The sequence below is a fragment of the Streptomyces mutabilis genome, assembly GCF_046628145.1.
Lineage (GTDB): Bacteria > Actinomycetota > Actinomycetes > Streptomycetales > Streptomycetaceae > Streptomyces > Streptomyces mutabilis.
On the sequence record NZ_CP176874.1, the window covers coordinates 6032946 to 6056693 of the forward strand.

Genomic DNA, 23748 nt, shown 5'->3' on the forward strand with positions numbered 1-23748 from the left:
CGGGGGGTCGTAAACCAGTCAGGTCAGTGAAAGATCCTCTTCACGAGGACGGTGGCGGCGGTCATGGAGGGCGGGAGACGGGAGGGGAGTGGAGAGGGCGAGCGGTCAGTGGATGATCCCGGTCCGCAGTGCCACGGCGACCATCCCGGCGCGGTCGCCCGTGCCGAGCTTGCGGGCGATGCGGGCCAGGTGGCTCTTGACGGTCAGGGCGGACAGGCCCATCGAGACGCCGATCGCCTTGTTCGACTGGCCCTCCGCGACCAGGCGCAGCACCTCGACCTCGCGGCCGGAGAGCTCGCGGTAGCCGCCCGGGTGGCTCGGGGCGCCCGGGGGGCGGCGGTGCAGGCGGGCGGCGGCGCCGATGGGGGCGGCGCCGGGCCGGGTGGGGAGCCCGACGTTGGTGCGGGTGCCGGTGACGACGTAGCCCTTGACGCCGCCGGCGAGGGCGTTGCGCACGGCGCCGATGTCGTCGGCGGCGGACAGGGCGAGGCCGTTGGGCCAGCCCGCGGCTCGGGTCTCCGACAGCAGGGTCAGGCCGGAGCCGTCGGGGAGGTGGACGTCGGCGACGCAGATGTCGCGGGGGTTGCCGATGCGGGGACGAGCCTCCGCGACGGACGAGGCCTCGATGACATCGCGCACACCGAGCGCCCACAGGTGGCGGGTGACGGTGGAACGGACGCGCGGGTCGGCCACGACCACCATGGCGGTCGGCTTGTTCGGGCGGTAGGCGACCAGGCTTGCAGGCTGCTCGAGGAGAACGGACACCAGGCCTCCTGGGGTGCGGGACGGGGCCGGCTCGTGGGGGGTGAAGCCGGGACGAACCGTGCTTTCAAGGTCACAGTCGTCTTCGGCACCGAACGCGTCCGCCTTTAGAGAATGATCACGATCTGGTGAGTAACAATCCGAGCAATTCGGACACGCTGTCGATCATTCGAAGACCGAACGGTTTCGCACTTTGTCGATAAGGGGCCGAAAGTGGCCGTGTCGACAAAGTGACGGAACGTTTCGCGGGCCGGACCGGGCCCGGGTACGAGGACGTGGGGGGACGGGTCGGCCGCTCAGCGCGACTGCGGGCCGCGGCGCTGCGGCAGCGTCACGATCGACGCGTCGCCGGGCGCGGCCGGCGGCAGACCCGCGACCTGCGCCAGCAGATCGCACCACGAGGCGAGGTGCGCCGCGGTGTCCGGGACGCCGCCCAGGCCCTCGCGCGGCGTCCAGGACGCCCGGATCTCGATCTGGGAGGCCGACGGCCGCGCGGAGAGCCCTCCGAAGTAGTGGGAACTCGCGCGCGTGACCGTGCCGCTGGGCTCGCCGTAGGTCAGCCCGCGCGCCTGGAGCGCACCGGTGAGCCAGGACCAGCAGACGTCCGGCAGCAGCGGGTCCGCGGCCATCTCCGGCTCCAGTTCGGCCCGCACCAGCGTCACCAGCCGGAAGGTGCCGTGCCAGGCGTCGTGCCCGGCCGGGTCGTGCAGCAGCACCAGCCGTCCGTCCGCCAGGTCCTCGTCGCCGTCGACGACCGCCGCCTCCAGGGCGTACGCGTACGGGGCGAGCCGCTTCGGCGGAGGCACCGGCTCCACCTCGATCTGCGGCCGCAGCCGCGCGGCCCTGAGCGCCTCGACGGCGGCCGCGAAGGGCGGCGGAGCCGCACTCCCCGTACGCCGGGAATCCTCCTCGGTGCCCTTCGTCTCGTCCATTCCGCCAGCGCCGTCCGACAGTCGTCCCTGAGCCGCAGCCATGCGGGGAAGATTAAGCGGAACAGCGACCGGGCGCAGGGAGGGACACCCGCGTGCGGGCGCGATGTCCGGATCACGCGGTCCCGCGCGGGCGCCCCCGCGCCGCTCGCGCGCGGTCGCACCCGTGGTCCGGCACTGTCCGAGGGGCATGCGAGACTTGCCGGTGTGAGTGCCGAACAGAGCCCCGCGGGCAAGCAGCCGACCGCCACGTACGACTCCGCGTTCCTCAAGGCGTGCAGGCGTGAGCCGGTGCCGCACACCCCCGTGTGGTTCATGCGGCAGGCCGGGCGCTCGCTGCCGGAGTACCGCAAGGTGCGCGAGGGCATCCCGATGCTCGAGTCCTGCATGCGGCCGGAACTGGTCACCGAGATCACCCTCCAGCCCGTGCGCCGGCACGGCGTGGACGCGGCGATCTTCTTCAGCGACATCGTGGTCCCGCTCAAGGCCATCGGCATCGACCTCGACATCAAGCCGGGCGTCGGCCCGGTCATCGAGAAGCCGATCCGCACCCGCGCCGACCTGGCCCGGCTGCGCGACCTCACCCCCGAGGACGTCTCGTACGTCACCGAGGCCTTCGGCCTGCTCACCCGCGAGCTCGGCGCCACCCCGCTGATCGGCTTCGCGGGCGCCCCGTTCACCCTCGCCAGCTACCTCGTCGAGGGCGGTCCGTCCCGCAACCACGAGCACACCAAGGCGCTCATGTACGGCGACCCGCAGCTGTGGGCCGACCTGCTGGACCGCCTCGCCGAGATCACGGCCGCCTTCCTCAAGGTGCAGATCGAGGCGGGCGCGAGCGCGGTCCAGCTCTTCGACTCCTGGGTCGGCGCCCTGGCCCCCGCGGACTACCGCCGCTTCGTGCAGCCGGCCTCCCGCAAGGTCTTCGAGGCCGTCGCCGGGTACGGCGTGCCGCGCATCCACTTCGGCGTCGGCACCGGTGAGCTCCTGCGCGACATGGGCGAGGCCGGCGCGGACGTCGTCGGCGTCGACTGGCGGGTCCCGATGGACGAGGCCGCCCGCCGGGTCGGCCCCGGCAAGGCGCTCCAGGGGAACCTGGACCCCGCCGTCCTCTTCTCCACCCCGCAGGCGGTCGAGACCAGGACCCGCGAGATCCTGGACGCCGCGGCGGGCCTGGAGGGCCACGTCTTCAACCTCGGCCACGGCGTCCTGCCCGACACGGACCCGGATGCGCTGAGCCGCCTCGTGGAGTACGTGCACACGCAGACCGCGCGCTGAGGACCGTCGGCGCGTCGGTCCACCGGGCCGCCCGGCCACGGCGCGCTCCGAGCGGCCGGTCCGGCACCACTGCGCACCTGCGCGCACCGCGGCACGATGCCCTCGACCGAGCGGCTGCCCGTGCTCGCCCGCGGCCACCGGCCGGCGCACGGGACCGGCGCGGCACGGTGCGCCCGGCGCTCGTGTGACCGGCGCGGCAAGGCGCGCCCGGCGCCCGCCTGACCGGCGTGAAGGCCGGGGCGTCAGGAAGTCCGCCGGGGTCCCCGGTCGCCGCGAGTGCGGGGACGGTCTCCCGCGCCGTACCTCCCGGCGCCGCCGTGCTCAGTGTGCCGCCGACCCCGTCAGCACCTCCGCCGCCGCCACCCCCGAAGCGGCGCTCGCGCCGTGGGTGAAGATCCGGGCCGCTCCGGTGCCGCAGGTGCCCGGCAGGCCCATCTCCACCACGATCGCGTCCGGCCGTGCGGCGGTGAGGCCGGTGACCGCGCGGTCCATCCAGGCGTGCCGGGCCGCGTCGCGGGCGACGATCACCAGCGGTCGCCCCGCGGCCGGTTCCAGTGCGCAGCTCTCCAGGGCGACCGTCCCCTCCTCCAGTTCCTGACCGCGCACCCGCACGGAGGTCGTGCCCGGCAGCCGTTCCCGCAGCGGATCGGCGACACCCCACGGGGTCTGGTTGCCGACGGCCAGGTTGGTGAGCGGCGCCAGTTCCACCACGTGCGGCGCGGCGGTCAGCGGCAGGGCGTCCCGCGCGGCCCCGGTGAGGCGGACGGCGCGGCGTGCGGCGACCTGGCCGACGGGGTCCGCGGCCACCGGTACGGCGCCGGGGGACCCGGCCGGCCCCAGTCCCGCCGACCAGTCGGCGAACTCCCGTACCCGGCCCGCCGCCTCGGCCAGCCGTTCCTCCGGCAACTCCCCGGTGCCCACCGCGGTGACCAGCGCCTCGACCAGCAGATCGACGGTGGCCTCCTCGGCGTTCTCGCCGCCCACGCAGACGGCGTCCACCCCGGCGGCGACGGCCTTGGCCGTGGCCCCGTCGATTCCGTACCGGGCGGTGACGGCGCCCATCTCGATGGCGTCGCTCACGATCAGGCCGTCGAAGCCCAGTTCGTCGCGGAGCAGACCCTGGAGGATGCGCCGGCTGAGCGTGGCGGGCAGGTCGGGGTCGTAGGCGGGCACGAGCAGGTGGCCGCTCATGACGGCACGGACGCCCGCGGCCACGGCGGCGCGGAACGGCGGCAGGGCCTGGGCGACGATCTCCTCCCGCGCGGCACCGTAGGCCGGCAGGTCGTGGTGGGAGTCCACGGCGACGTCACCGTGGCCGGGGAAGTGCTTGACGCAGGCGGCGACCCCGGAGGACTGAAGCCCCCGGATCCACGCGGTGGTGTGCCGGGACACCACCTCCGGTCCGGCGCCGAAGGAGCGTACGCCGATGATCGGGTTGTCGGGGTTCGAGTTGACGTCCGCGCTCGGCGCGTAGTCGAGGCTCACCCCGGCCGCGTGCAACTGCCGGCCCAGGTCGGCGGCGACGGCCTCGGTCAGCTCCGTGTCGTCGACGGTGCCGAGGGCGAGGTTGCCGGGCCGGGAGGAGCCGGTGGCGGACTCGATGCGGGTGACGTCCCCGGCCTCCTCGTCGATGGCCACGATCAGCGCGGGGTTCTCCGCGCGCAGCCGTGCCGTCAGCCGGGCGACCTGCTCGATGGAGACGATGTTGCGGGAGAAGAGCACGACGGAGGCCAGTCCGTCGGAGATGTCACGCAGGATCCAGTCGGGTGGCTCGGTGCCCACGAATCCGGGCTGGAGAACGGAGAGTGCGAGCCGACGCAACTCGCTGCTGGGCCTGCTGGAGGACATCGGCACCGGGCCTTTCGGTCGGGGAGCTTGGTATAGACCAAGATGCTGCGCGCTCAGATTAACCAGACGTGTCAAGAGGGGGCCGGTCGGCGCGCGGACGTCAACTGGGTTGCGTCCGGCGGGTGTTGACAGTGTTCCTTGGTCTAGTCCATTGTGAGGCGCAAGTTCGGCGAGGGACGCATGCGGCACGAGCGTCTTCCCGTCGGCGCCCTGCCGCGGCCGGCCGTCAAGGCCGCTCCCGCGGTGACGACTTCCGTGACGACCACCCCGGACGAGACGACCACCCGGACGGGGGCGCGGACCGGGTCGTCCCCGACCGGGGAGACCCCGTCCCTCCGAGCCGCCCTCGTCGCCCCGCTCCGCGCCGGACGCGAGCGGGCCCCGCTGCCCACCGACCTCATGCGCGACGGCCCGACCTCCGTCGCGCACACCGCCGACGCCCGAACGAGGCGACGGCGAGGATCTGGAGCACCCATGGCGACGCCCGATTCCTTCCTCCACCGAGCCCCGTCGGCCATCCCCTACTTCAGCGCGGACGCCGACACCTACCTGGCCCGCACCCAGCTGCGCGACCTCGACAAGACACGACCCCTGCGGGTGCTGTCCGAGGAGGACTTCGCCCACTGGCAGACCTACGGATACGTCGTGGTGAAGGAGGCGATCCCCGCCTCGGCCGCCCGGCGGCTCCTCGACTTCGCCTGGGAGTTCCAGGGCCTCGACCCCGCCCGGCCCGACACTTGGTACCAGGACCGCGAGTACCGCTCCGACCTGGACCGGGAACTGCACATCTACGGCTTCGTCGAGGCGTACCACCACCAGCTCATCTGGGACAGCCGCCAGACACAGCGCGTCTACGACGCCTTCGTGGACGTGTGGGACTGCGAGGAGCTGTGGGTCACCCTGGACCGCCTCAACCTCAACCCGCCCAACACCGGCAACCGCGACCGCGCCCTCATCGACAAGCCGGACCGCGGCTTCGACATCGAGCTGCACTGGGACGTCGACACATCCCTCGGCGTCCTGCCCCAGCGCGTGCAGGGCATCATCGCGCTCGACGACACCGCGCCGGACCACGGCGGCTTCCAGTGCTGTCCCGAGCTGTTCCGCCGCTTCGACCGCTGGAAGGCGCTCCAGCCCGACGACCGCGATCCGATCCGCCCCGCGATCGACCGAGAGGACATGCCCGTCGTCCGGCCCGACCTGGAAGCCGGCGACCTGCTCATCTGGAACGGCCTGCTGGCCCACGGAGTGGCGCCCAACACCTCCGGCGACGGCGTGCGCGCGGTCCAGTACCTGTCGATGATGCCCGCGCTCGAGTCCCACCGGACCCTGCGCGACTCCCGCGTCCACTCCTGGCGCACCCTCGCCACCCCCGAGTGGAACGCCACGCTCCTCGGCGACGCCCGCCGGCCCGAGTCCGAGCGCTACGGTCACGCCGAACTGAACGAACTGGGCGCCAAACTGCTGGGCCTGAAGTCCTGGCACGGGGAAGACGCCACCGACCGGGACGGGGCCACCGACGACGCCACCGGGGAAGCCGCATGCGCAGCATCTGCCTGACCCTGCCCACCAACCGGCACTGCCCGGACGCCATCACGGCCCTCGGCGCCGAAGCGGCCTACGCCGTCGACCACTTCGACATCGATGTCCAGCTACTGGTCCTCGACTCCTGCCCGCCCCCGGTCCACGCCGAACACGCCGAGGCCGTACGGCGCATGCCCGCGCACCCCCGGATCACGGCGCACCACCTCGACGAGGCCGCCCAGCGCGACTTCCTGCGACGGGTCACGGCCCACGCCGGCGAGGCCGAGCCGGACCTGCTCCTCGACCTGATGCTCCCGGACGGCGTCTCCTACGGCGCCTGCACCAACCGCGCCTTCCTGATCGCGGCGGCGCTCGGCTGCGACTCCGTCCACCGCAGGGACTCCGACAGCCGGTACCAGAGCCTGCACGGCCGTACGGTCTTCCCCGTCCACCACGAGCTGCTCTCGCTCGGCGGACGCGCCGCCGACGCCGTGCCGCACGTCACGGAGTCCACCCTGCCGGACCCCCTCATGGACCGTCGGGTGGCCATGGTGGGCAGCTCCTTCGTGGGCGAACTCTCCGTCGACATCGCGCGGATACGCGACGCCGACCCGGAGGTCTACCACGACGTCGTCGCCCTGTGGGCGCCCGGACACTGGTCCGCCGAGCGGAAGCGGGAGCTGGTCGAGGAGTCCTTCCGCGGCGCGGGCACCGACCCCTTCACCGGCGACCGCTCGCTGCTCGCGCTGGTCGACCCGATGCGGGTGGACATGTGCAACATCGCCTTCCACGCCGGCACCGTCACCGAGCGGGTGCCGCTGCCGCCCGCCAGGGACACCATCGGCAGCGACTACTTCCTCATCCACCTGGTGCACGACGCCCGGCTGCCCGGCGTGCTGCACAACCGGCACATCGTCAACCACCACACCGGCGAGCGCAGGACCGGACCGGGCTTCCTCGCCTACCAGACGCGCTTCGCCAAGTTCCTCCTGTCGATGCTCCACTTCCACTTCGTCTACGACCGGATGGCCGAGGCCGGCGACACGCTGCTGGACGAGCACGGCAGGCCCCGCCCCGCCGCGGTCGCCGCCCTGGCCCGCGAGAGCACGCGTCTGGACCCCGCGGAGAACGTCCGCCGGCTCGACACCCTGGACACCGCCTACCGACGACTCGGCGGCCGGTACGCAGAGTTCGCCGGTCTGCTGGCCGGCCGGCGCGAGCGCCTCCTCGACGAGGCGCGCGGCGACATGGCGGACTTCGCGCTGCTGACGGAGGCGTGGGAAGGGCTGGTGGCCGCGGCCGGGACCACCTCCCTCCCGTCGTCGGCCGGGCAGCCGGGGCGGGCCCGGTGACGGCCGCCCTCGGCGAATCCCTGGCCGCGGCCCTCGCCGCCGCCCCCGGGGACCGGATCGTCTACGACCTGACCGGCATCGAGCGCCGCTACGACGCCCTGTGCCGCGAACTCCCGGACGTCCGGGTGCGGTTCGCGATGAAGGCATGCCCGCTCCACGAGGTCCTCGCCCTGCTGGCGCGCAAGGGCGCGGGGGTCGACGCGGCGAGCCCCGGCGAGGTGGCGCAGGCATTGCGGGCCGGCGTGCCGACCGGGCGGATGCACTACGGCAACACCGTCAAGTCGGACCGGAACATCGCCGACGCCCACCGGCTCGGCATCCGCACCTTCGCGACCGACAGCCTCCAGGACGTGGCCGCCCTCGCCGTCCACGCCCCCGGCGCCCGCGTCTTCTGCCGGGTGGCGACCGGCGGGGCGGGCGCCGTGTGGGGACTGAGCCACAAGTTCGGATGCCCGCCCGGCGACGCCGTACGGGTCATGGAACGGGCCCGGGACCTGGGGCTGGTGCCGGCCGGACTGTCCGTGCACGTCGGCTCCCAGCAGATGACGGGAGAGGCGTGGCACACGGCCCTGGAGGACCTGGGCGCCGTCCTGCACGCCCTGGACCTGCGGGGCATCCGCGTCGACCACGTCAACCTCGGCGGCGGCCTGCCCGCGCTCGGCTACCGGGACCGGCACGGCACCCCGCTCGAACCGCCGCTGGACAAGATCTTCGCGGTGATCCGGGAGGGCACGGACGAGCTGCGCCGCGTCCACGGAGGTCCCCTGGAGTTCGTCATCGAGCCCGGACGGCACCTCGTCGCCGACCACGGCGCGATCCGCGCGCACGTCGCCCGTCTCACCGAGCGCCGCGGGGCGGACGGCGAGCGTCGGTACTGGCTCTACCTGAGCTGCGGCAAGTTCAACGGTCTGTACGAGATGGACGCGATCCAGTACCCGCTGGTCTTCCCGGGCCACGCCGGCGGGCCGTACGTCCCGGCCGTCGTCGCCGGACCCACCTGCGACAGCGACGACGCCTACGCCCACGACGCGGGGCTGGTCCCGGTGCCGAGGGCGCTGGCCTCGGGCGACCCGGTCTGGGTGCTGTCCAGCGGCGCCTACGCGACCGGCTACACGACCCTGGGCTTCAACGGCTTCGCCCCGCTTCCCCACGCCTGGGCCGGCCGGCCGGACGGGGGCGGCGCCGATGGCTGAGACCGTGCGCGTACGCCGCATCGCCGACGAGGACTGGGACGCCGTCGTGGCGCTGGAGCGGGACGCCTACACGGGACTGGGCCTCTCGGAGGGCCGGGCGGTGCTCCAGTCCCGGGCAGCGGCCTCGCCGGACACCTGCTTCGTCCTGGACGTCGGCGCCCGCACGGCCGGCTACGTGCTGGCCCTGCCCTACCCCTTCCGCCGCTACCCGGACCTGGAACAGGCCGAGGACACGGCGACCGTCTCCGGCCCCGGCAACCTCCACCTGCACGACATCGTCGTGGCGCCGGGCCTGCGCCGCCGGGGCCTGGCCCGGCACCTCCTGCGGCACCTCGCCGGCACCGCCCGGGCGCGCGGGGACGAACGGATCTCCCTGGTCGCCGTCGGCGCTACCGAGCCCTTCTGGTCGGTACGCGGCTTCGTGACGCACCCGGGGGTCGTGCCCACCGGAGCCTACGGCGCTGAAGCCGTGTACATGTCCCGGCCGGTCCCGGCGGCCCCCGCCCTTCCTCCGTCCCTGCGCGAAGTGAGCTGATGCGCGTGTCCCGTCTCCACGACCCCTTCCTGCGCGGCCAATTGGCCATCGCCGCGCTGTTCCTCTCCCTCGGCTTCCAGTACGCCACCTGGGCCGCGCGGATTCCGGCCATCAAGTCCGACCTGGGGCTGACCGCCGCCGAAGTGGGAGTGCTCCTGATGGCCGCGGGGGTCGGAGCGGCGGTGTCCTTCCCCCTGGTCGCCTGGCTGATGCGGCACCTCGGCTCCCGGCGGCTCGCCCTTCTGTCCCAGCTCGGTCTGGCCCTGCTGCTGCTCGCCCTGGCCACCGCCCCGAACTATCCGCTGGCTCTCCTGGTGATGTGCGCCGACGGCATCCTGGTGGGCTGCCTGAACGTGGCCATGAACGCGCAGGGCGCGGCCCTGGAGGCGCGGCACGAGCGCAACACCATGGCGAAGCTGCACGCGACGTTCAGCGCCGGGTCCCTGCTCGCGGCCCTGGTCGCCTCGGGCATGACCGCCGCCACCGGGTCAGTCGTCGCGCACTTCGGAGTGGCCGTCGTCCTCCTCGTGGTCCTGGGCGCGTCCGCGCGCACGGGACTGCTCGACGACGACGCACCGGTCGGTCCGAAGCCGGAACGGCGCCGCTGGACCGTCCCGTCCCGCCCGACCCTGTGGATGTGCTGCGCCATGGTCTTCGGCACGGTCGCCGAGGGCGCCATGAACGACTGGTCCGCGCTCTACCTGAAGGACGTCGCCGAGGCGTCGGCGGAACTGACGCCTCTGGGTATCGCCGTGGTGTCGGGAATGATGGTCGTCGCCCGCCTCTTCGCCGACGGCTGGCGGGGCCGCTGGGGCGACGCACGGGTCGTCCTGGTGGGCAGCGCGGTGGCCGGCGCCGGGCTCGCCGTCGCCCTGGTCAGCGGCGGTGTCGCCCCGGCCCTGGCCGGCTTCGCCTGCATGGGCCTGGGCATCGCGGCCGTGACCCCCTGCGTCTACGCGGCCGCCGCCCGGCAGGGCTCGGACGCGCTGACCCTCGTCGCCGCCATGGGGACCACCGGTCTGCTGGCCGGTCCGCCCCTCATCGGCTTCATCGCGGGCGCGAGCAGCCTGGCGTGGGGCATGGGGGCCGTGGCCGCCTCCGCGGTCGCCGTCTCGCTGTGCAGCACACGCATCCGCTGGACCCCGGCACCGGCCGCCCGGGGCGAGACGTCGCCCGTCTGAGCACCCGCCTCCGCCGGTCGACGCGGCCATGCGTCAGCCGTCGGACGCAGGAGCGGAAACGAGCCAATCTGCTGACCGATTCTTCTGCTTGACCTCGCCATGGGTTCGCAGAACAGAATATCGCTGGTCCAGACCAATGGGTGACTCGGCTCGGACCGAGACCCGGCGCCGTGCCCTGCCCGAAAGGCGACACCATGGTGCACGCGCACCCCAGCACCGACGACGTGTGAAGCCTTCCGCCCGAGGGGCGAGTCCCCTGTTCAGGGCAGCCCGGTGCACACGGAGGAAACACTCGCCCGGACCGTGCGTTCCTGCTCCGCGTGGTCCGAATACCGCGAAGGGTGTCAATGTTTCACCATGTCGAGAAGAGGCATGTGTACGACGCGGTGCGTGGTGCGCAGCGAGAAGTCATTCTGACCATCCCGGGGGAGAGTGCGCTGACGCGGAACTCACCGGATGTCGAGGCCGTCCACGACATGGGGGACCGAGGTACGCGTGTGCACGTGTTCGTCCCTCCCGGGGCGGACGGACCCGGCACGGCACAGGGGCGGGAGCTCGCACGGCTCGCCGCACGCCAGGTGCGGATCTCGCGGACTCCGCAGGCGACGACCCGCATGGCGTTGATCGACCGGCGGTCCCTGGTCGTCGCGGAGAACGAGCGCGACTACGAGGACGGCGGGATGGTCGGCCGGCAGCTCCCCTTCATCGGGATGATCGCCGGCAGCCTGGTGTCCGGTGTTCTGCCGTCCGGCGACCCGCGCGAGACAGGCGGCGCGCCGTGGCACCTGGAGCCACGGACGCAGGAAGTGCTCCGGCAGCTCGCCCATGGCGCCACGGACGAGGCCGCCGCCCGTGAACTCGGCATGGCACTGAGGACCTACCGCCGCGTCGTGTGCCGGATCATGACGCGGCTTCAGGCGCGCAGCCGTTTCCAGGCCGGCATCATGGTGGCACGGCGCGACTGGGTGTCGTAGGACCCTGCGCGCGGACTCAGCCGCCCGCGCCGCTGTCGGGCAGCGCGAGGTATTCCGGCCGGCCGCGCGCCCAGTCGACGGTCTGCCGCAGCCCGTCGCGCAGCGCGGTGCGGCAGGTCCAGCCGAGAACCTCACGGGCCTTGCGCGTGTCCGGCACGCGGCGCCGCAGGTCCTCGTAGGCCGGACCGAGCTGGTCGCCCGTGTCCACCGGGACCGCCCGCACTCCGGCACCGGCCAGGTCGACGACGAGACGTACGGCCTCACCGACGGTGGTCTCCTGCATGCTGCCGATGTTGAAGGCCTGGTCCGCGGAGCGGCGGCTCTCGGCGGCCATGACCGTCCCCTCCACGCAGTCGCTGACGTGGGTGAACGCGCGGGTCTGCCGCCCTCCGTCGTAGACGAGGGGCGGCAGGCCGTTGAGGACGCGGTGCACGCTCCGGCTGATGACGTACGCGGGTCGCTGTCTCGCCCCGTACACGTTGAAGTAGCGGACCACCGTCGCCCCGAGCCCGTGGGCGCGGGAGAAGGCGAACGTCATGTGCTCCGCGAGCGCCTTGCTGGAGGAGTAGGTCCACCGGTCGGCGGTGGTGGGCCCGAGCACCCGGTCGCCGTCCTCGGGCCAGGGCACCGAGGGGTTCTTGCCGAAGACCTCACTGGTGCTGGCCACGACCGGCCTCGCGCCCGCCCGTGCCGCCGCCTCCAGGACGTGGCGGGTGCCGGTGAGATTGATGTCGATCACATCCAGCGGCCGGGCCAGATACTGGTCCACCCCGACCACCGCGGCCAGGTGGAAGACGACGTCGGTCCCGGGCCGGACGGCGGACCGCACGGCCGCCGCGTCACGGATGTCACCGACCACCGGTCTCACCTGGTCACGGACCGCGTCGGGCAGGTCGGACGGCATGGGCCCGGTGTCGAACACGGTGACCTCGTCCCCGCGCTCCACCAGGCGTTCCACGAGGTGGCTTCCGACGAACCCGCAGCCCCCGGTGACGACGGCTCGTACGGGGCTCATCGGCCGATTCCCCGGTAGACGTATCCCTGGCCGCGCAATTCCTCGATCCTCTCCTTGGAGTAGTAGGCCCTTCCGTCCATGAGCAGACAGGGCCGTGCCACGGGCAGCGCGGCGAAATCGATGTCCCTGAACGGCCGGTGAAGGGCCAGCACCGCCACGCAGTCCGCGTCGCGCACGGCCTCCTCCACGGTGGCGTCCGGCCGGATACCGAGCAGTTCCTCGGCCTGGTCCGGGTCGACCAAGGGGTCGTGGACGCGAATCCGCAGGCCGGCCTTGGTCAGTACGTCGATCACGCCCCGCACGGGGCTGCTGCGCAGATCCCCGGTGTCGTTCTTGAAGGCCAGCCCCAGGATCGCCACGGTCCTCGACTCCCGCCCTTTGCCGAGCGAGGCGAGTCCGTCGACGATGAGGTCGGCGGAGTACTCCGGCATGCCGTCGTTGACGGTGCGGCCCACCTTCGCGGTCCAGATGTCCAGGTCCCGCCGGGCGGCCTCGTGCCAGACCATCCACGGATCCTTGGTCAGGCACGAGCCGCCGACCCCCACGCCGGGACGCAGGATGTTGACGTGCCCGTCGCCCTTGGGGATCGAGTTGGCCGCCGCGATCACGTCGAGCACGTCCACTCCGTACAGGGCGCAGAACTTGGCCAGCTCGTTGGCGAGCGCGATGTTGACGTCTATCCACCAGTTGTCGGCGAGCTTCACCGTCTCGGCGGCCTCCAGGGAGTCCTGCGCGATCACCTCGACGCCGAGGGACCGCCGCCAGAACTCCGCCGCGACCGTCGAACTGCGCTCGTCGATCCCGCCGACCACGATCGGGAGGGTGCGCAGCTCGGCGAGGGCGGTGGACTCGGCGAGCCGCTCGGGCGAGTAGGCGAGCAGGAAGTCCTCTCCCGCGCGCAGCCCGGACGCTTCCAGCGACGAGGCCACGAGAGAGCGGGTCGTCCCCGGCGGGACCGTGCTCTTCACCACGTACAGCTGGCCGGGGCGGGCGTGCGCGCCGAGGATCGCGCAGGCGGCACGCAGTTGTCTGTCGTCCAGGGCTCCGCCCTCGCGGACGGGGGTGCCGACGGTGATGAGGACGACGTCGGCCGAGGCCGCCGCGGCGCAGTCGTCGGTGACGCGCAGACGGCCGGCCGCCAGGCCGCGCCGCACCATCTCCGGCAGCCCACGCTCCTCGAAGCGCACGACGCCGGCGCCGAGTTCGTCCACCAGCCGGACGTCGATGTCGACGCCGATCACGTCCAGACCCCGGTCGGCGAGCGTCGCCGCCACGCAGGAACCCACGTACCCCAGACCGACCACCGCGACCGTCGGTCTCTCGGGCAACGAGATGTTCTCCGGCAGAACCCGGCATTCGTTCACACGCGTCTCCTGATGAGTGTGCTGGGAGCCGAAGGGCCGTGCAGCGCGCGGATTCGTCTGCGCGGTGGCGGTCCGTTCGCCGCACAGGTCCGCGTGACCCGGGGCCCGCGGACCGGGGTGTGTCGTCCGAGGGCGGAAACAGGCGGCACGGCGCCGTACCTTCGGCAGGATGCGGAAGAAACCAAAGGTGACCACACTTTCCGCGACCGGGCCACCGCCGCGGCCATAAACTGCCACCGCCCAAGGGTGCGGTGATCCGGTGGTGGCAGCTTCTGGCCGATTGTTTGGAGGTCGCTCCGCGGTGTGCTGGAGTAATGGCCATCGCCGGACTCGGGCCGTCATTGTCGGCGGGAAACCATTCGTGCGACTTCCTGGAGAAGGAGAGCGATCTCTTGATCATCTGGATCAACGGGGCTTTCGGCAGCGGAAAGACGACCCTGGTCGCCGAGCTGCGCAATAGATTTCCCACGGCCCTGGTGTTCGACCCCGAGACGGTGGGGGACATGCTCGGGAGCATCGTGGCCTCGCCGTCGGGAGATTTCCAGGACATTCCGCTCTGGCGTACCGAGGTCGCGGCCATCGCCGCCGGCCTGGTGAACCAGTACCGGCGTCCCCTGCTCGTGCCGATGACGCTGCTGGAGAAGGAGTACGTGGCGGAGATCTTCGGCCTGCTCGAAAAGGCCGCCGTCCACGTCCACCATTTCTTCATCGACGTCCCCGCGGAAGTCCTTGCGGCGCGTATCGACGGACGAACCGAGCACGACGACCCCGAGGCCGAAGCCGCGAGCCGTGCCTGGTGCAAGCAGCAGATCCAGCCCTGCATCCGGAAGGCACGCGAACTCCCCGCGACGGTGGTGCGTCTCGACGGTGAGAAACCGACGGACGCGCTTGCGGACGAAATCGTCGAAAGGGTCGGACCGCTCTTCTTTCCGGAGGCGACATGAGTGTCCCGAAGCAGGCGTCGGCAGATTACCGGGACCCCCGATGCACGCTCCGTGTCGAGTTCACCGCCCAGGACGCCCCCGAACAACTGGTCGCGGCGCTGGACGAGTGGGGATTCGCCATCGCCGCGATGCGGGAGTTCGAGGAACCCGACGCGGTACTGAAGGAGTTGTCCACGGCGCTGAACCTCGGTCCGCCCTACGTCCCCTCCCTCTACCGGCAGGAGGAGGCGAAGGACTACTCGGCCGCCTACAGCGACATCCGAAGCGACCCGGACGACCTCCACCCGGGGTTCAGCAGGACCACGGGGCAGGACTGGCACGTGGACGGCCTGCTCGACGACGTCGGCGTCATCAAGACGACGATCCTCTGGTGCGTTCGTCCCGCCCACCGCGGTGGCGAGACCCTGATTTTCAACTCCCTCGCCGCGTTCCTCCGGCTCCGCGCGGCGGACCCGGAGGCGGCCGAGGCGCTCATGGCCCCGACCGCCCTCCTGAGGCGGTCCACGCTTCCCGGGGTCGACCACTCGCGCACCGGTCCGGTCTTCGCCCTCGACGAGAACGGGGAGCTCGTCACCCGCTACACGGACAACGACACCTGTGAATGGGATCACTCGGCGGGTGCGCACGGCGCACTGCGCAGGGCGCTGTCCTTCCTCGCGGAGCAGTCGCGCCAGGCACACAGCCGGCTCGCCGTCCGTCTGGGCGCAGGCGAGGCGCTGATCTTCCGAAACGACAGGCTGTCGCACGGCCGGGAGGCGTACGTCGACACCGCTCGGGCCCGCCGCCACCTCGTCCGCGCGCTGTACACGAAGGCCCCCGTGGCAACCGACCATTCCACGTCCCGCTGAATCCGCCGGACGTGTTCCGAGGAGAGCCGGTGGCAACCGAACAACGAACCCGTCGTGCGCCCGCGACCGAGACGAGCAGCACCCAGCGCATACGCGAGGTCCTGGCCGGCTTCCGGCGGTGTGAGAACGCCGCGGCCGAGTCCGTGAACCTCGTACCGAGCGAGAACCGGTTGTCGCCCCTGGCCCGGCTGCCGCTGCGCAGCGACTTCTACAACCGGTACTTCTTCAACGACGGACTCGACCCGGACTTCTGGCAGTTCCGCGGTGGCCAGCAGGTCGCCGAACTGGAGACCGAACTGGCCGTCCACAACCTCGCGCAGCTGTCCGGAGCTTCCCACGTCAATGTGCGTCCCATCTCCGGCATGTCCGCCATGATGATCGCCATGGCGGGGCTGGCCGGCCCGCCCGGCGGCACGGTCGTGTCCATCGACTCCGCCTCCGGCGGCCACTACGCCACGGAGGACGTCGCCCGGCGGCTCGGGTTCCGTTCGCGCTGCGTGCCCGTCGTACGGGGGAGCGTGGACACCGCCCTGCTGACGCGGTTCCTGAGCGAGGACCAGCCGCGGCTCGTGTACCTCGACTTCCAGAACTGCCGCTGGGAACTCGACGTCGCCGCTGTGTCCGCCCTCGTGCGCGAGCACTCGCCGGACACCCTGCTGCACGTCGACTGCAGCCACACCCTGGGCCTGGTGCTCGGCGGGGCGATGGCCAACCCGCTCGACCAGGGGGCCGACAGCATGGGCGGATCCACCCACAAGACCTTCCCCGGGCCCCACAAGGGCGTGCTGATGACCCGCAGCGACACGGTGCGGGACCGGCTGCGGGACGCCCAGTTCCGGATGGTCAGCAGCCATCACTTCGCCGAGACGATGGCACTGGGCTTCGCGGCGGCGGAGTTCGCCCACTTCGGACGCGCGTACGCCCGACAGGTGATCGCCAACGCCAGGTTCCTCGGAGAGAGCCTGCACGAGGCCGGCTTCGACGTGGTCACCGACGACGGGCACGTCACCGAGACGCACCAACTGTGGGTCAGGATCGGTGACGCCGCCGCCACCACGGCCTTCTCGCAGCGCCTGTTCGAGCAGGGCATCCGGGTCAACGTACAGGTGGACCTGCCCGGGGTGCCCGGCCCGGCTCTCCGCCTCGGTGTGAACGAGCTGACGTTCGTGGGCGGCGGCCCGGAGGCGCTGACCGCACTCGTCGACGAGTTCTCCGGCGCCCGGGCCGGCCGCACCGCCGACGGCAAGGGCGCACAGCGCGTGCGCGACGCCTGCGGAGCCCCGTACCACTTCACCGACCTGGCATAGGCCGTGCGGCGTCCGCGCGGACGTCGGTCACTGATGGAGGCGATATGCCGAAGAAACCCGTGATCGTCATCGACTCGGGGTACTACTCGCTGTCCGACGACTCGGTCGAGGGCGTCGGCCTGCGGCTCTCGGAGATCGCGCAGCCGCTCAGCCGGCGCTACACCGTCCGGATCCTCGCCCGTACCGCCGGCAACCCCGTCCACGTCGGGGACGCCGAACTCGTCGGCTCCGAGGACGCGGAGAAGGCCGTCGCCGCCGCCGACGCGGTCATGTTCTTCGACACGGCGAACCGGGAGAACGTGGAGCACGCGGTCGCCGGACGCAAGCTGATCATCGGTGAGTGCCGCGCGCCCATCGAGCACATGCACTTTCCCTCCGTGCTCCGTCACGAGGACCCGACGGGCGAGCACCAGCGGTACCTCAACACCTACCGGCGGCAGCTCGAAGTGAGCCATCACTTCGTGTGCAGGTCCCGCTCCGAAAGGTCGGGCCTGCTCCCCGCGCTGTGCGCCGCCGGCCGCATCCGCCCCGTCGACCTGGAGCGGTCGCGGACCCTGGACCACCTGATCAGCACCGTCCCGGTCGGGTTCAGCGAACACAGCGCGGCGGCGGCCGACCGCGCTCCCGCGACGCCCATGGCCGACTTCCTGTGGACCGGCGGTGTCTGGAGCTGGTACGAGCCCCTGATGCTGGTCGACGCCATGAGTCTGTTGCGCGACAGGGGAGTGGACTCGACGGCCGCGTTCCTCTACGGAGTGCCGGCGCCCGACAGCCGGGACCTGCTGACCGCGGTCGCCGAGCGCATCGAGCGACACGGGCTGACCGACCGCGTGAGGATCAACTCCCGGCGCGTCCCTCTTTCCGAGCGCGACCGGTACCTCAAGGCGGCCAAGGCCTACGTCTGCGTCAGCAAGCCGGGGGCGGAGAACGAGACGGGCATCCGGCTGCGGCTGCGGGACAGCCGCCTGCACGGGATCCCGAGCATCGTCGACGGATTCGGGCTGACCGGCGAACTCGTCGCCGAGGAGAACCTCGGCATCGTCCTGGCCGAACCCTCCGCCGAGACACTGGCCGACGCCCTGCAGAAGGTCGCCGCGGGCGGGTTCGGCGGGCCGGGCCGGCGCCCGGAGTGCACATACGAGAAGGCGCTCGTCCCGTTCATGGACTGGCTCGACTCCGAGCTGACCGACAAGTAGAGGGAGCGTGCGAGATGCGGTACGAGGACCTGGAGATCACGCCCGTCGTCAGTGCTCAGGCCAACACGACCCCGCTGGGTGGCTGCACCCTCAGCGACGGGGTGATCGAGGCGATGGGCGAGGCTGCCAAGTGGCACGTCGACACGGGTGAGTTGTGGGACGCCGCCGGCGCGCGTCTGGCCCGGGTGACCGGCACCGAGGACGCCTGCCCCACCACCGGGGCCGCGGCCGGCGTGGCGATCTCGGTGGCCGCGGTCATCGCCGGAACGGACGTCTCCCGCATCCAGAGTCTCCCCGGCCCCGTGGCGGGTCCGACTGAGATCCTGCTGCAGAAGGGCCACTCCATCAGCTACAGCGGGGCGCCCATCGGTCAGATGATCGCCCTCGGCGGAGGCCGGGTCAGGGAGGTCGGCGCGGTCAACGAGACACTCCCCGCGCACATCGAGAACGCGATCACCGAGCGCACCGCGGCGATCGTGTTCGTCACGTCCCACACCCACGCCGCCCAGCGGCGCTCCGTTCCGCTGGAGGAGGTCGTGGCGATCGGGCACCGGCACGGTCTCCCGGTCATCGTGGACGCGGCCAACGAGGAGGACCTCGTACGCTGGTCCGCCCTGGGGGCCGACCTCGTCTGCTACAGCGGACCGAAGTCGCTGGGGGCCCCGACGTCCGGGTTCATCTGCGGTTCCAAGCAGCTGACGGCCGCCTGCCGGGCCCAGTACACCGGCATCGCCAGGCCCATGAAGGTCGGCAAGGAGAGCCTCATGGGCCTGCTCCGGGCCGTCGACGAGTACGTCGCGGTGACGCCGGAGGCCCGGGGGGCGGAACAGCGCCGGCGGATGGCGGCCCTGGTGCCCCGCCTGAACGGCCTCGCCGGGCTGACGGCACAGGTCACGAAGGACGAGTCGGGCCGGGAGATCTACCGCGTGCTGCTCACCGTCGACCCACGGGAGGCCGGGCGGGACGCCGCCGCGCTGGCCGCCGAGGCGCGGAAGGGGACACCCGCCGTGTACCTGCGCGACTTCAGGATGAACCTCGGTCAGCTGGAGATCGACCCCAGGGCCCTGAGCGCGGCCGGTGAGCAGGACGTCGTACGGCGTCTGACCGAACTGCTGCCGGCCGCACCGCCGCGGTCCTGAGAAGGGGCCCCGGGACACGGCATGAAGGGCATCATCATGGCCGGCGGAGAGGGCACCCGGCTCAGGCCGCTGACGCAGGTCGTTCCCAAGCAGCTCTTCCCCGTGTACAGCACGCCGATGATCTACTTCCCCCTCTCGGTGCTGATGCTCGCGGGCATTCGCGAGATCCTCGTCATCACCTCACCCAGTCACACCCACCTCTACCGCGGACTCCTGGGGGACGGTCGGCAACTCGGCCTGTCCATCGAGTACGGCGAGCAGCCGCAGGCCAACGGCATCGCCGAAGCCTTCCTGCTGGGTGCCGACTTCATCGGCCGCGACCCGGTCGCCCTCGCGCTCGGGGACAACCTCTTCCACGGGCACGGGCTCACCCGGCTCCTGCGCTCCAGGACGGCCCAGGTGGACGGCTGCGTCCTGTTCGGGTACGAGGTCGGCGACCCGGGACGGTTCGCGGTGGGCGAGGTCGACGGCGACGGCCGGCTGGTCTCGATCGAGGAGAAGCCGGTGTCGCCCCGTTCGAACCTCGCCGTCACCGGCCTGTACCTCTACGACAACGACGTGGTCGACATGGCGAAGAACATCCGGCCCTCCGCGCGCGGCGAGCTGGAGATCACGGACGTCAACAAGGAGTACCTGCGCCGGGGAAGGGCGGAGCTGGTGACCCTCGGACCCTCGTACACGTGGCTGGACACCGGCACCTACGACACGCTCATGCAGGCCGCGAAGTACGTGCAGGCACTGGAGCGGCGCCAGGGAGTACGGATCGCGTGCCCCGAGGAGATCGCACTCGCACAGGGATACATCACCGCGCAACCGAGCGGGGCCGTCCGCCGGGCCCGCGCAAGGGACGAAGGACAGTGATGGAGTACAGCTACCTCGGACGCAGCGCGCTGCGGGTGAGCAGGCTCTGCCTCGGGACACTCAACCTGGGTGTCCGGGCCGATGCCCAGGAGAGCCACAGGCTCCTCGACATGGCTCTGGACCACGGCGTCAACTTCCTCGACACCGCGAACATCTACGGCTGGCAGAAGCACAAGGGCTTCACGGAGGAGTTCCTCGGCTCCTGGTTCGCCAAGGGCGGCGGCCGCCGGGAGAAGGTGGTCCTGGGTACCAAGGTGGGCAACGAGATGAGCGAGGAGCCCAACGAGTCGGGTCTCTCCGCGCGCCACATCATCTCCTCCTGCGACGCCTCACTGCGCCGCCTCGGAACGGACTGGATCGACCTCTTCCAGCTCCACCGGGCCGACTGGCACGCGCCGTGGGAGGAGGTGTGGCAGGCCATGGACGTACTGACGCGGCAGGGCAAGATCCGGTACACGGGATCCTCCAACTTCCCCGGCTGGCACATCGCCGAGGCCCAGGAGCACGCGACGCGCCGGCACGCCCTCGGCATCGTTTCCGAGCAGAGCATCTACAACCTCCTCACCCGCCACATAGAGAGCGAGGTGCTCCCCGCCTGCCGGCGCTACGGCGTCGGAGTGCTGGCCTGGTCGCCGCTGCACGGCGGCCTGTTCGGGGGCGTGCTGCGCAAGACGGAGGAGGGCACGGCCCGCAAGAGCGCGCAGGGCAGGGCGCAGGAGGCACTGCGGACGCACTCCACCGCCGTCGCCGCCTTCGAGGACCTGTGCGAGCGGACCGGGGTCGAGCCCGCCGTGCTCGCGCTCGCCTGGGTGCTGTCCCGGCCCGGGGTGACGGCAGCCATCATCGGGCCGAGGAGCACGGACCAGATGGAAAGCGCCCTGCGCGCCCTGCGCCACACGCCCGGCGACGAGGTGCTCGACGCCTTGGACGGGCTGTTTCCCGCCGTCGGCAAGGGCGGCCCGGGAACGGAGGGATGGCTGTGAGCGCGCCGGCCCGGCGACTGCTGCGCTCCGCAGAGGTCACCGACAGCGGTGTGACGCCCCTGGACGACCTCAGGGCCCGGATCACGGGCGACCGGGCCGTCCAGCGGATGAGCGTGACCCGGATACCGTTCGCCGAGATGCGCGGCTGGCGCTTCGAGAGCGGCACGCACAACCTGGTCCACGACAGCGGGCGCTTCTACAGCGTCGAAGGGCTTCGGGCGGAGGCGCCGCAGGGCGCCGTGCGGGCGTGGACCCAGCCGATCCTGCGACAGCCCGAGACGGCGATCCTCGGCATCCTCGCCACGGAGATCCACGGGGTGCTGCACTTCCTGATGCAGGCCAAGGCCGAGCCGGGCAACCGCGGTGGCGTGCAGCTCTCCCCGACGGTCCAGGCCACCCGGAGCAACTACACCCGGGTGCACAAGGGGCGCGCCGTACCGTACGTCGAGTACTTCCGGGGCGCGGCCGGACGGCAGGTCCTCGTGGACGCACGGCTCTCGGAGCAGGGCAGCTGGTTCCACCAGAAGCGCAACCGCAACATCGTCGTCGAGGTCCCCTCGTCCGCCGGCGTCGAGTCCCGTCCGGACCACCACTGGCTGACACTGGGCCAGTTGCACGTCCTGCTGGCGGAGGAGGAGCTGATCAACATGGACGCGCGCAGCGTCCTGGCCTGCCTGCCCTGGACGGGCCTGAGGTCCGGGGACGAGCGACGGCCCCGCGACTCCTACGGGACGGGCGGCGCACACGGCACCGACTCCCTGCTGCGCTGGCTGAACCGCATGCGGGCGCAGCTGGAGGGCAGCGCCCGGCTCGTCCCGCTGCGCGAGCTCGAGCGGTGGGAGCGGTACGACGACCGGATCTCCCACGAGAGCGGCCGCTTCTTCGACATCGTGGCCGTCGAGGTGGAGGCCCGCGGCAGGGAGACCGCGCGGTGGAGCCAGCCGCTCCTCGCACCGCGGGGCACCGGCGTGGCGGGGTTTCTGCTGCGACACGTCGACGGCGTGCCGCACGTGCTGGTCCAGGCACGGACCGAGCCGGGCTACGTGGACGTGGCGGAACTCGGTCCGACGGTGCAGTTCAACCCCGGGAACGTCCAGCCGGCGGCGGGCCTCACGGCACCCCCGCTGGCGGCGGAGATACTCGGGGCGCCGGCCGGGCGCGTCCGCTTCGACACCGTGCTGGCCGAGGAAGGCGGCCGCTTCCAGCACGCGCTCAACCGCTATCTGATCGTCGAGGAGGACCCCGCCCGGCCTGTCGACGAACTCCCGACGCACCGGTGGGTGACGGTGCGCCAGCTCGTCGGTCTCATGCGGCACAGCGGGTACGTCAACGTCGAGGCCCGCACCCTCGTGGCCGCGTTGAAGAGCCTCAAGCCGTGAACGGCATGCGGGTGCTCCTGGCGGCGACCCCGGGCGGGGGCCACGTGCTGCCCATGATTCCGGTCCTCGACGCGTTCCGGGCGGCGGGCCACGACGTGGCGCTGGCCATCAGCGACGACATGGTGGTGCCCGGTCTGGACGAAGGAGTGCGGCGTTTCCGGAAGGAGCCCTCGCACTTCCCTCTGTGCCCGTACCCACGCGGCGCCCGGCGGACGGCGTGGTGGGGCCGGGTGAACACGGAGATGGCGTGGGCGAGCTACCTCGGTACCAAGCGGATCATCGAGGACTTCTCACCGGACCTCGTCGTGCGCGACGCGGCCGAGCGGGGAGCCTACCTGGCCGCGGAGGTCGCGGGCGTTCCGCACGTGACGGTCCTGGCCGGCTCGGAGACGGTGCTGACCTCGTACCTCCGGCGCGAGCAGGGGATCACCGCGCCACTGCGCGCCTCCCTCGGTCTCCCGGAGGACCCCGAGGGTTCGACGCAGGTACCGGTCATGGGGATCGTGCTGACGCACCCGAGGTTCTTCGGGCACGGCTCCGCGCTCCTTGCGAACAGCAGGTTCTACCGTGGCGACTCCTCGCTCCCCGTGCGTGACGCCGGCAGCGACACCGGCGGCCCCTCGGTCCTGGTCTCGCTGGGCAGCAGCCTCGCCGTCCCCCACGAGGAGTTCGCGCGCCGGGCGCTGGAAGGGCTGGCGGGAACCGGTGTGCGCGTGACGGTCGCCGTACCGGACCGCTTCCGGGCGCGGCTGGCCAGGGAATTCGCCGGTGCCAGGATCCTCGGGTTCGAGGACCTCGCACCCCACCTGGACGGCGCCGACGTCGTCGTCAGCCACGGAGGCTTCGGGACCGTGCAGGCCGCCCTGCACCGTGGGGTGCCGATGCACATCACGCCGTTCGGCAGCGATCAGTTCTTCAACGCCGAGAGGATCTCCGCCCAGGGCCTCGGTGTCGCACTTCCCTGGGAGTCCTGCACACCGGCGAGGCTCGCCGGGAGCGTGTGGGACGTGGCCCGCGGTCCGTCCTTCCGGAAGGCGGCCCGGGCGTTCGCCGAGGACGTGCGCCGGCTGCCCGGCCTCGACGCGTGCGTCCGGGACGTCATCAGCCTGATCTGACCCACTGCTCTGGAGTTCGTTCGT

21 protein-coding genes are annotated in these 23748 nt (G+C 72.0%); 16 read left to right on the forward strand and 5 right to left on the reverse strand.

Features of this window, described 5'->3' with window-relative positions:
* Positions 1-105: 105 nt before the first annotated feature.
* Positions 106-765: a helix-turn-helix transcriptional regulator gene (locus ACLIN4_RS27145; protein ID WP_043378652.1), complete on the reverse strand. Its 660-nt coding sequence runs from the start codon at positions 763-765 to the stop codon at positions 106-108.
* Positions 766-1058: 293 nt separating this feature from the next.
* Positions 1059-1736 (reverse strand): DUF3000 domain-containing protein, encoded by a 678-nt coding sequence (locus tag ACLIN4_RS27150; RefSeq protein WP_100047843.1) that lies wholly within the window; start codon positions 1734-1736, stop codon positions 1059-1061.
* Positions 1737-1898: 162 nt separating this feature from the next.
* Here ACLIN4_RS27150 and hemE point away from each other — a divergent pair, with 162 nt between their 5' ends.
* The gene (gene hemE, locus ACLIN4_RS27155; RefSeq protein WP_100047844.1) at positions 1899-2966 is read left to right on the forward strand and encodes a uroporphyrinogen decarboxylase; all 1068 of its coding nucleotides are present in this window, start codon (positions 1899-1901) and stop codon (positions 2964-2966) included.
* Positions 2967-3287: 321 nt separating this feature from the next.
* Here hemE and ACLIN4_RS27160 read toward each other — a convergent pair whose 3' ends face one another.
* Complete coding sequence (locus ACLIN4_RS27160) at positions 3288-4814, reverse strand: glycoside hydrolase family 3 protein (RefSeq protein ID WP_107477150.1); 1527 nt, start codon at positions 4812-4814, stop codon at positions 3288-3290.
* A 474-nt stretch (positions 4815-5288) separates the two neighbouring features.
* Between ACLIN4_RS27160 and ACLIN4_RS27165 the strand changes: the two genes are divergently transcribed.
* The 6 genes from ACLIN4_RS27165 (at position 5289) to ACLIN4_RS27190 (ending at position 11573) form a co-directional block, all read left to right on the forward strand.
* Positions 5289-6374 (forward strand): phytanoyl-CoA dioxygenase family protein, encoded by a 1086-nt coding sequence (locus ACLIN4_RS27165; protein WP_290012431.1) that lies wholly within the window; start codon positions 5289-5291, stop codon positions 6372-6374.
* The gene (locus ACLIN4_RS27170) at positions 6356-7690 is read left to right on the forward strand and encodes a DUF6271 family protein (RefSeq protein ID WP_289908875.1); all 1335 of its coding nucleotides are present in this window, start codon (positions 6356-6358) and stop codon (positions 7688-7690) included. The genes ACLIN4_RS27165 and ACLIN4_RS27170 overlap by 19 nt, the downstream gene beginning before the upstream one ends.
* Positions 7687-8883: a type III PLP-dependent enzyme gene (locus ACLIN4_RS27175; protein ID WP_100047862.1), complete on the forward strand. Its 1197-nt coding sequence runs from the start codon at positions 7687-7689 to the stop codon at positions 8881-8883. Before ACLIN4_RS27170 ends, ACLIN4_RS27175 begins: the two co-directional genes overlap by 4 nt.
* Positions 8876-9418 carry a GNAT family N-acetyltransferase gene (locus ACLIN4_RS27180; RefSeq protein WP_411576326.1) on the forward strand — a complete coding sequence of 181 codons (543 nt, stop codon included), beginning with the start codon at positions 8876-8878 and terminating at the stop codon, positions 9416-9418. The genes ACLIN4_RS27175 and ACLIN4_RS27180 overlap by 8 nt, the downstream gene beginning before the upstream one ends.
* Positions 9418-10599 carry an MFS transporter gene (locus ACLIN4_RS27185; RefSeq protein WP_179342364.1) on the forward strand — a complete coding sequence of 394 codons (1182 nt, stop codon included), beginning with the start codon at positions 9418-9420 and terminating at the stop codon, positions 10597-10599. The genes ACLIN4_RS27180 and ACLIN4_RS27185 overlap by 1 nt, the downstream gene beginning before the upstream one ends.
* 503 nt (positions 10600-11102) lie before the next feature.
* The gene (locus tag ACLIN4_RS27190; RefSeq protein WP_179342363.1) at positions 11103-11573 is read left to right on the forward strand and encodes a helix-turn-helix transcriptional regulator; all 471 of its coding nucleotides are present in this window, start codon (positions 11103-11105) and stop codon (positions 11571-11573) included.
* Between the two features lie 16 nt (positions 11574-11589).
* Here the strand turns inward: ACLIN4_RS27190 and ACLIN4_RS27195 are convergent, their stop codons facing one another.
* Entirely contained in the window at positions 11590-12588 is a 999-nt protein-coding gene (locus ACLIN4_RS27195; RefSeq protein WP_107477137.1) for an NAD-dependent epimerase/dehydratase family protein, read from the reverse strand.
* A complete protein-coding gene (locus tag ACLIN4_RS27200; RefSeq protein WP_218835364.1) occupies positions 12585-13952 on the reverse strand; it encodes a nucleotide sugar dehydrogenase in 1368 nt (455 codons plus the stop codon). The genes ACLIN4_RS27195 and ACLIN4_RS27200 overlap by 4 nt, the downstream gene beginning before the upstream one ends.
* Positions 13953-14266: 314 nt before the next feature.
* Here ACLIN4_RS27200 and ACLIN4_RS27205 point away from each other — a divergent pair, with 314 nt between their 5' ends.
* Genes ACLIN4_RS27205 through ACLIN4_RS27245 form a run of 9 tightly spaced genes read left to right on the forward strand, consistent with a single transcriptional unit; the run spans position 14267 to position 23724 of the window.
* Entirely contained in the window at positions 14267-14896 is a 630-nt protein-coding gene (locus ACLIN4_RS27205) for an AAA family ATPase (RefSeq protein WP_306416622.1), read from the forward strand.
* Positions 14893-15744 (forward strand): TauD/TfdA family dioxygenase, encoded by an 852-nt coding sequence (locus ACLIN4_RS27210; RefSeq protein ID WP_107477136.1) that lies wholly within the window; start codon positions 14893-14895, stop codon positions 15742-15744. The genes ACLIN4_RS27205 and ACLIN4_RS27210 overlap by 4 nt, the downstream gene beginning before the upstream one ends.
* A 29-nt stretch (positions 15745-15773) precedes the next feature.
* Positions 15774-17051, forward strand: a complete 1278-nt coding sequence (locus ACLIN4_RS27215; protein WP_179342362.1) for an aminotransferase class I/II-fold pyridoxal phosphate-dependent enzyme — start codon at positions 15774-15776, stop codon at positions 17049-17051.
* Between the two features lie 44 nt (positions 17052-17095).
* Positions 17096-18247 carry a glycosyltransferase gene (locus ACLIN4_RS27220; protein ID WP_107477134.1) on the forward strand — a complete coding sequence of 384 codons (1152 nt, stop codon included), beginning with the start codon at positions 17096-17098 and terminating at the stop codon, positions 18245-18247.
* Positions 18248-18261: 14 nt separating this feature from the next.
* Positions 18262-19386, forward strand: coding sequence for a DegT/DnrJ/EryC1/StrS family aminotransferase (locus ACLIN4_RS27225; protein WP_411576327.1), 1125 nt, complete (start codon positions 18262-18264; stop codon positions 19384-19386).
* Between the two features lie 21 nt (positions 19387-19407).
* Entirely contained in the window at positions 19408-20247 is an 840-nt protein-coding gene (gene rfbA / locus ACLIN4_RS27230; RefSeq protein ID WP_100047854.1) for a glucose-1-phosphate thymidylyltransferase RfbA, read from the forward strand.
* Positions 20247-21230 carry an aldo/keto reductase gene (locus ACLIN4_RS27235; RefSeq protein WP_411576328.1) on the forward strand — a complete coding sequence of 328 codons (984 nt, stop codon included), beginning with the start codon at positions 20247-20249 and terminating at the stop codon, positions 21228-21230. Before rfbA ends, ACLIN4_RS27235 begins: the two co-directional genes overlap by 1 nt.
* Complete coding sequence (locus ACLIN4_RS27240; RefSeq protein WP_107477132.1) at positions 21221-22609, forward strand: NDP-hexose 2,3-dehydratase family protein; 1389 nt, start codon at positions 21221-21223, stop codon at positions 22607-22609. The genes ACLIN4_RS27235 and ACLIN4_RS27240 overlap by 10 nt, the downstream gene beginning before the upstream one ends.
* A 5-nt stretch (positions 22610-22614) precedes the next feature.
* The gene (locus tag ACLIN4_RS27245; protein WP_257003236.1) at positions 22615-23724 is read left to right on the forward strand and encodes a glycosyltransferase; all 1110 of its coding nucleotides are present in this window, start codon (positions 22615-22617) and stop codon (positions 23722-23724) included.
* Positions 23725-23748 lie beyond the last annotated feature (24 nt).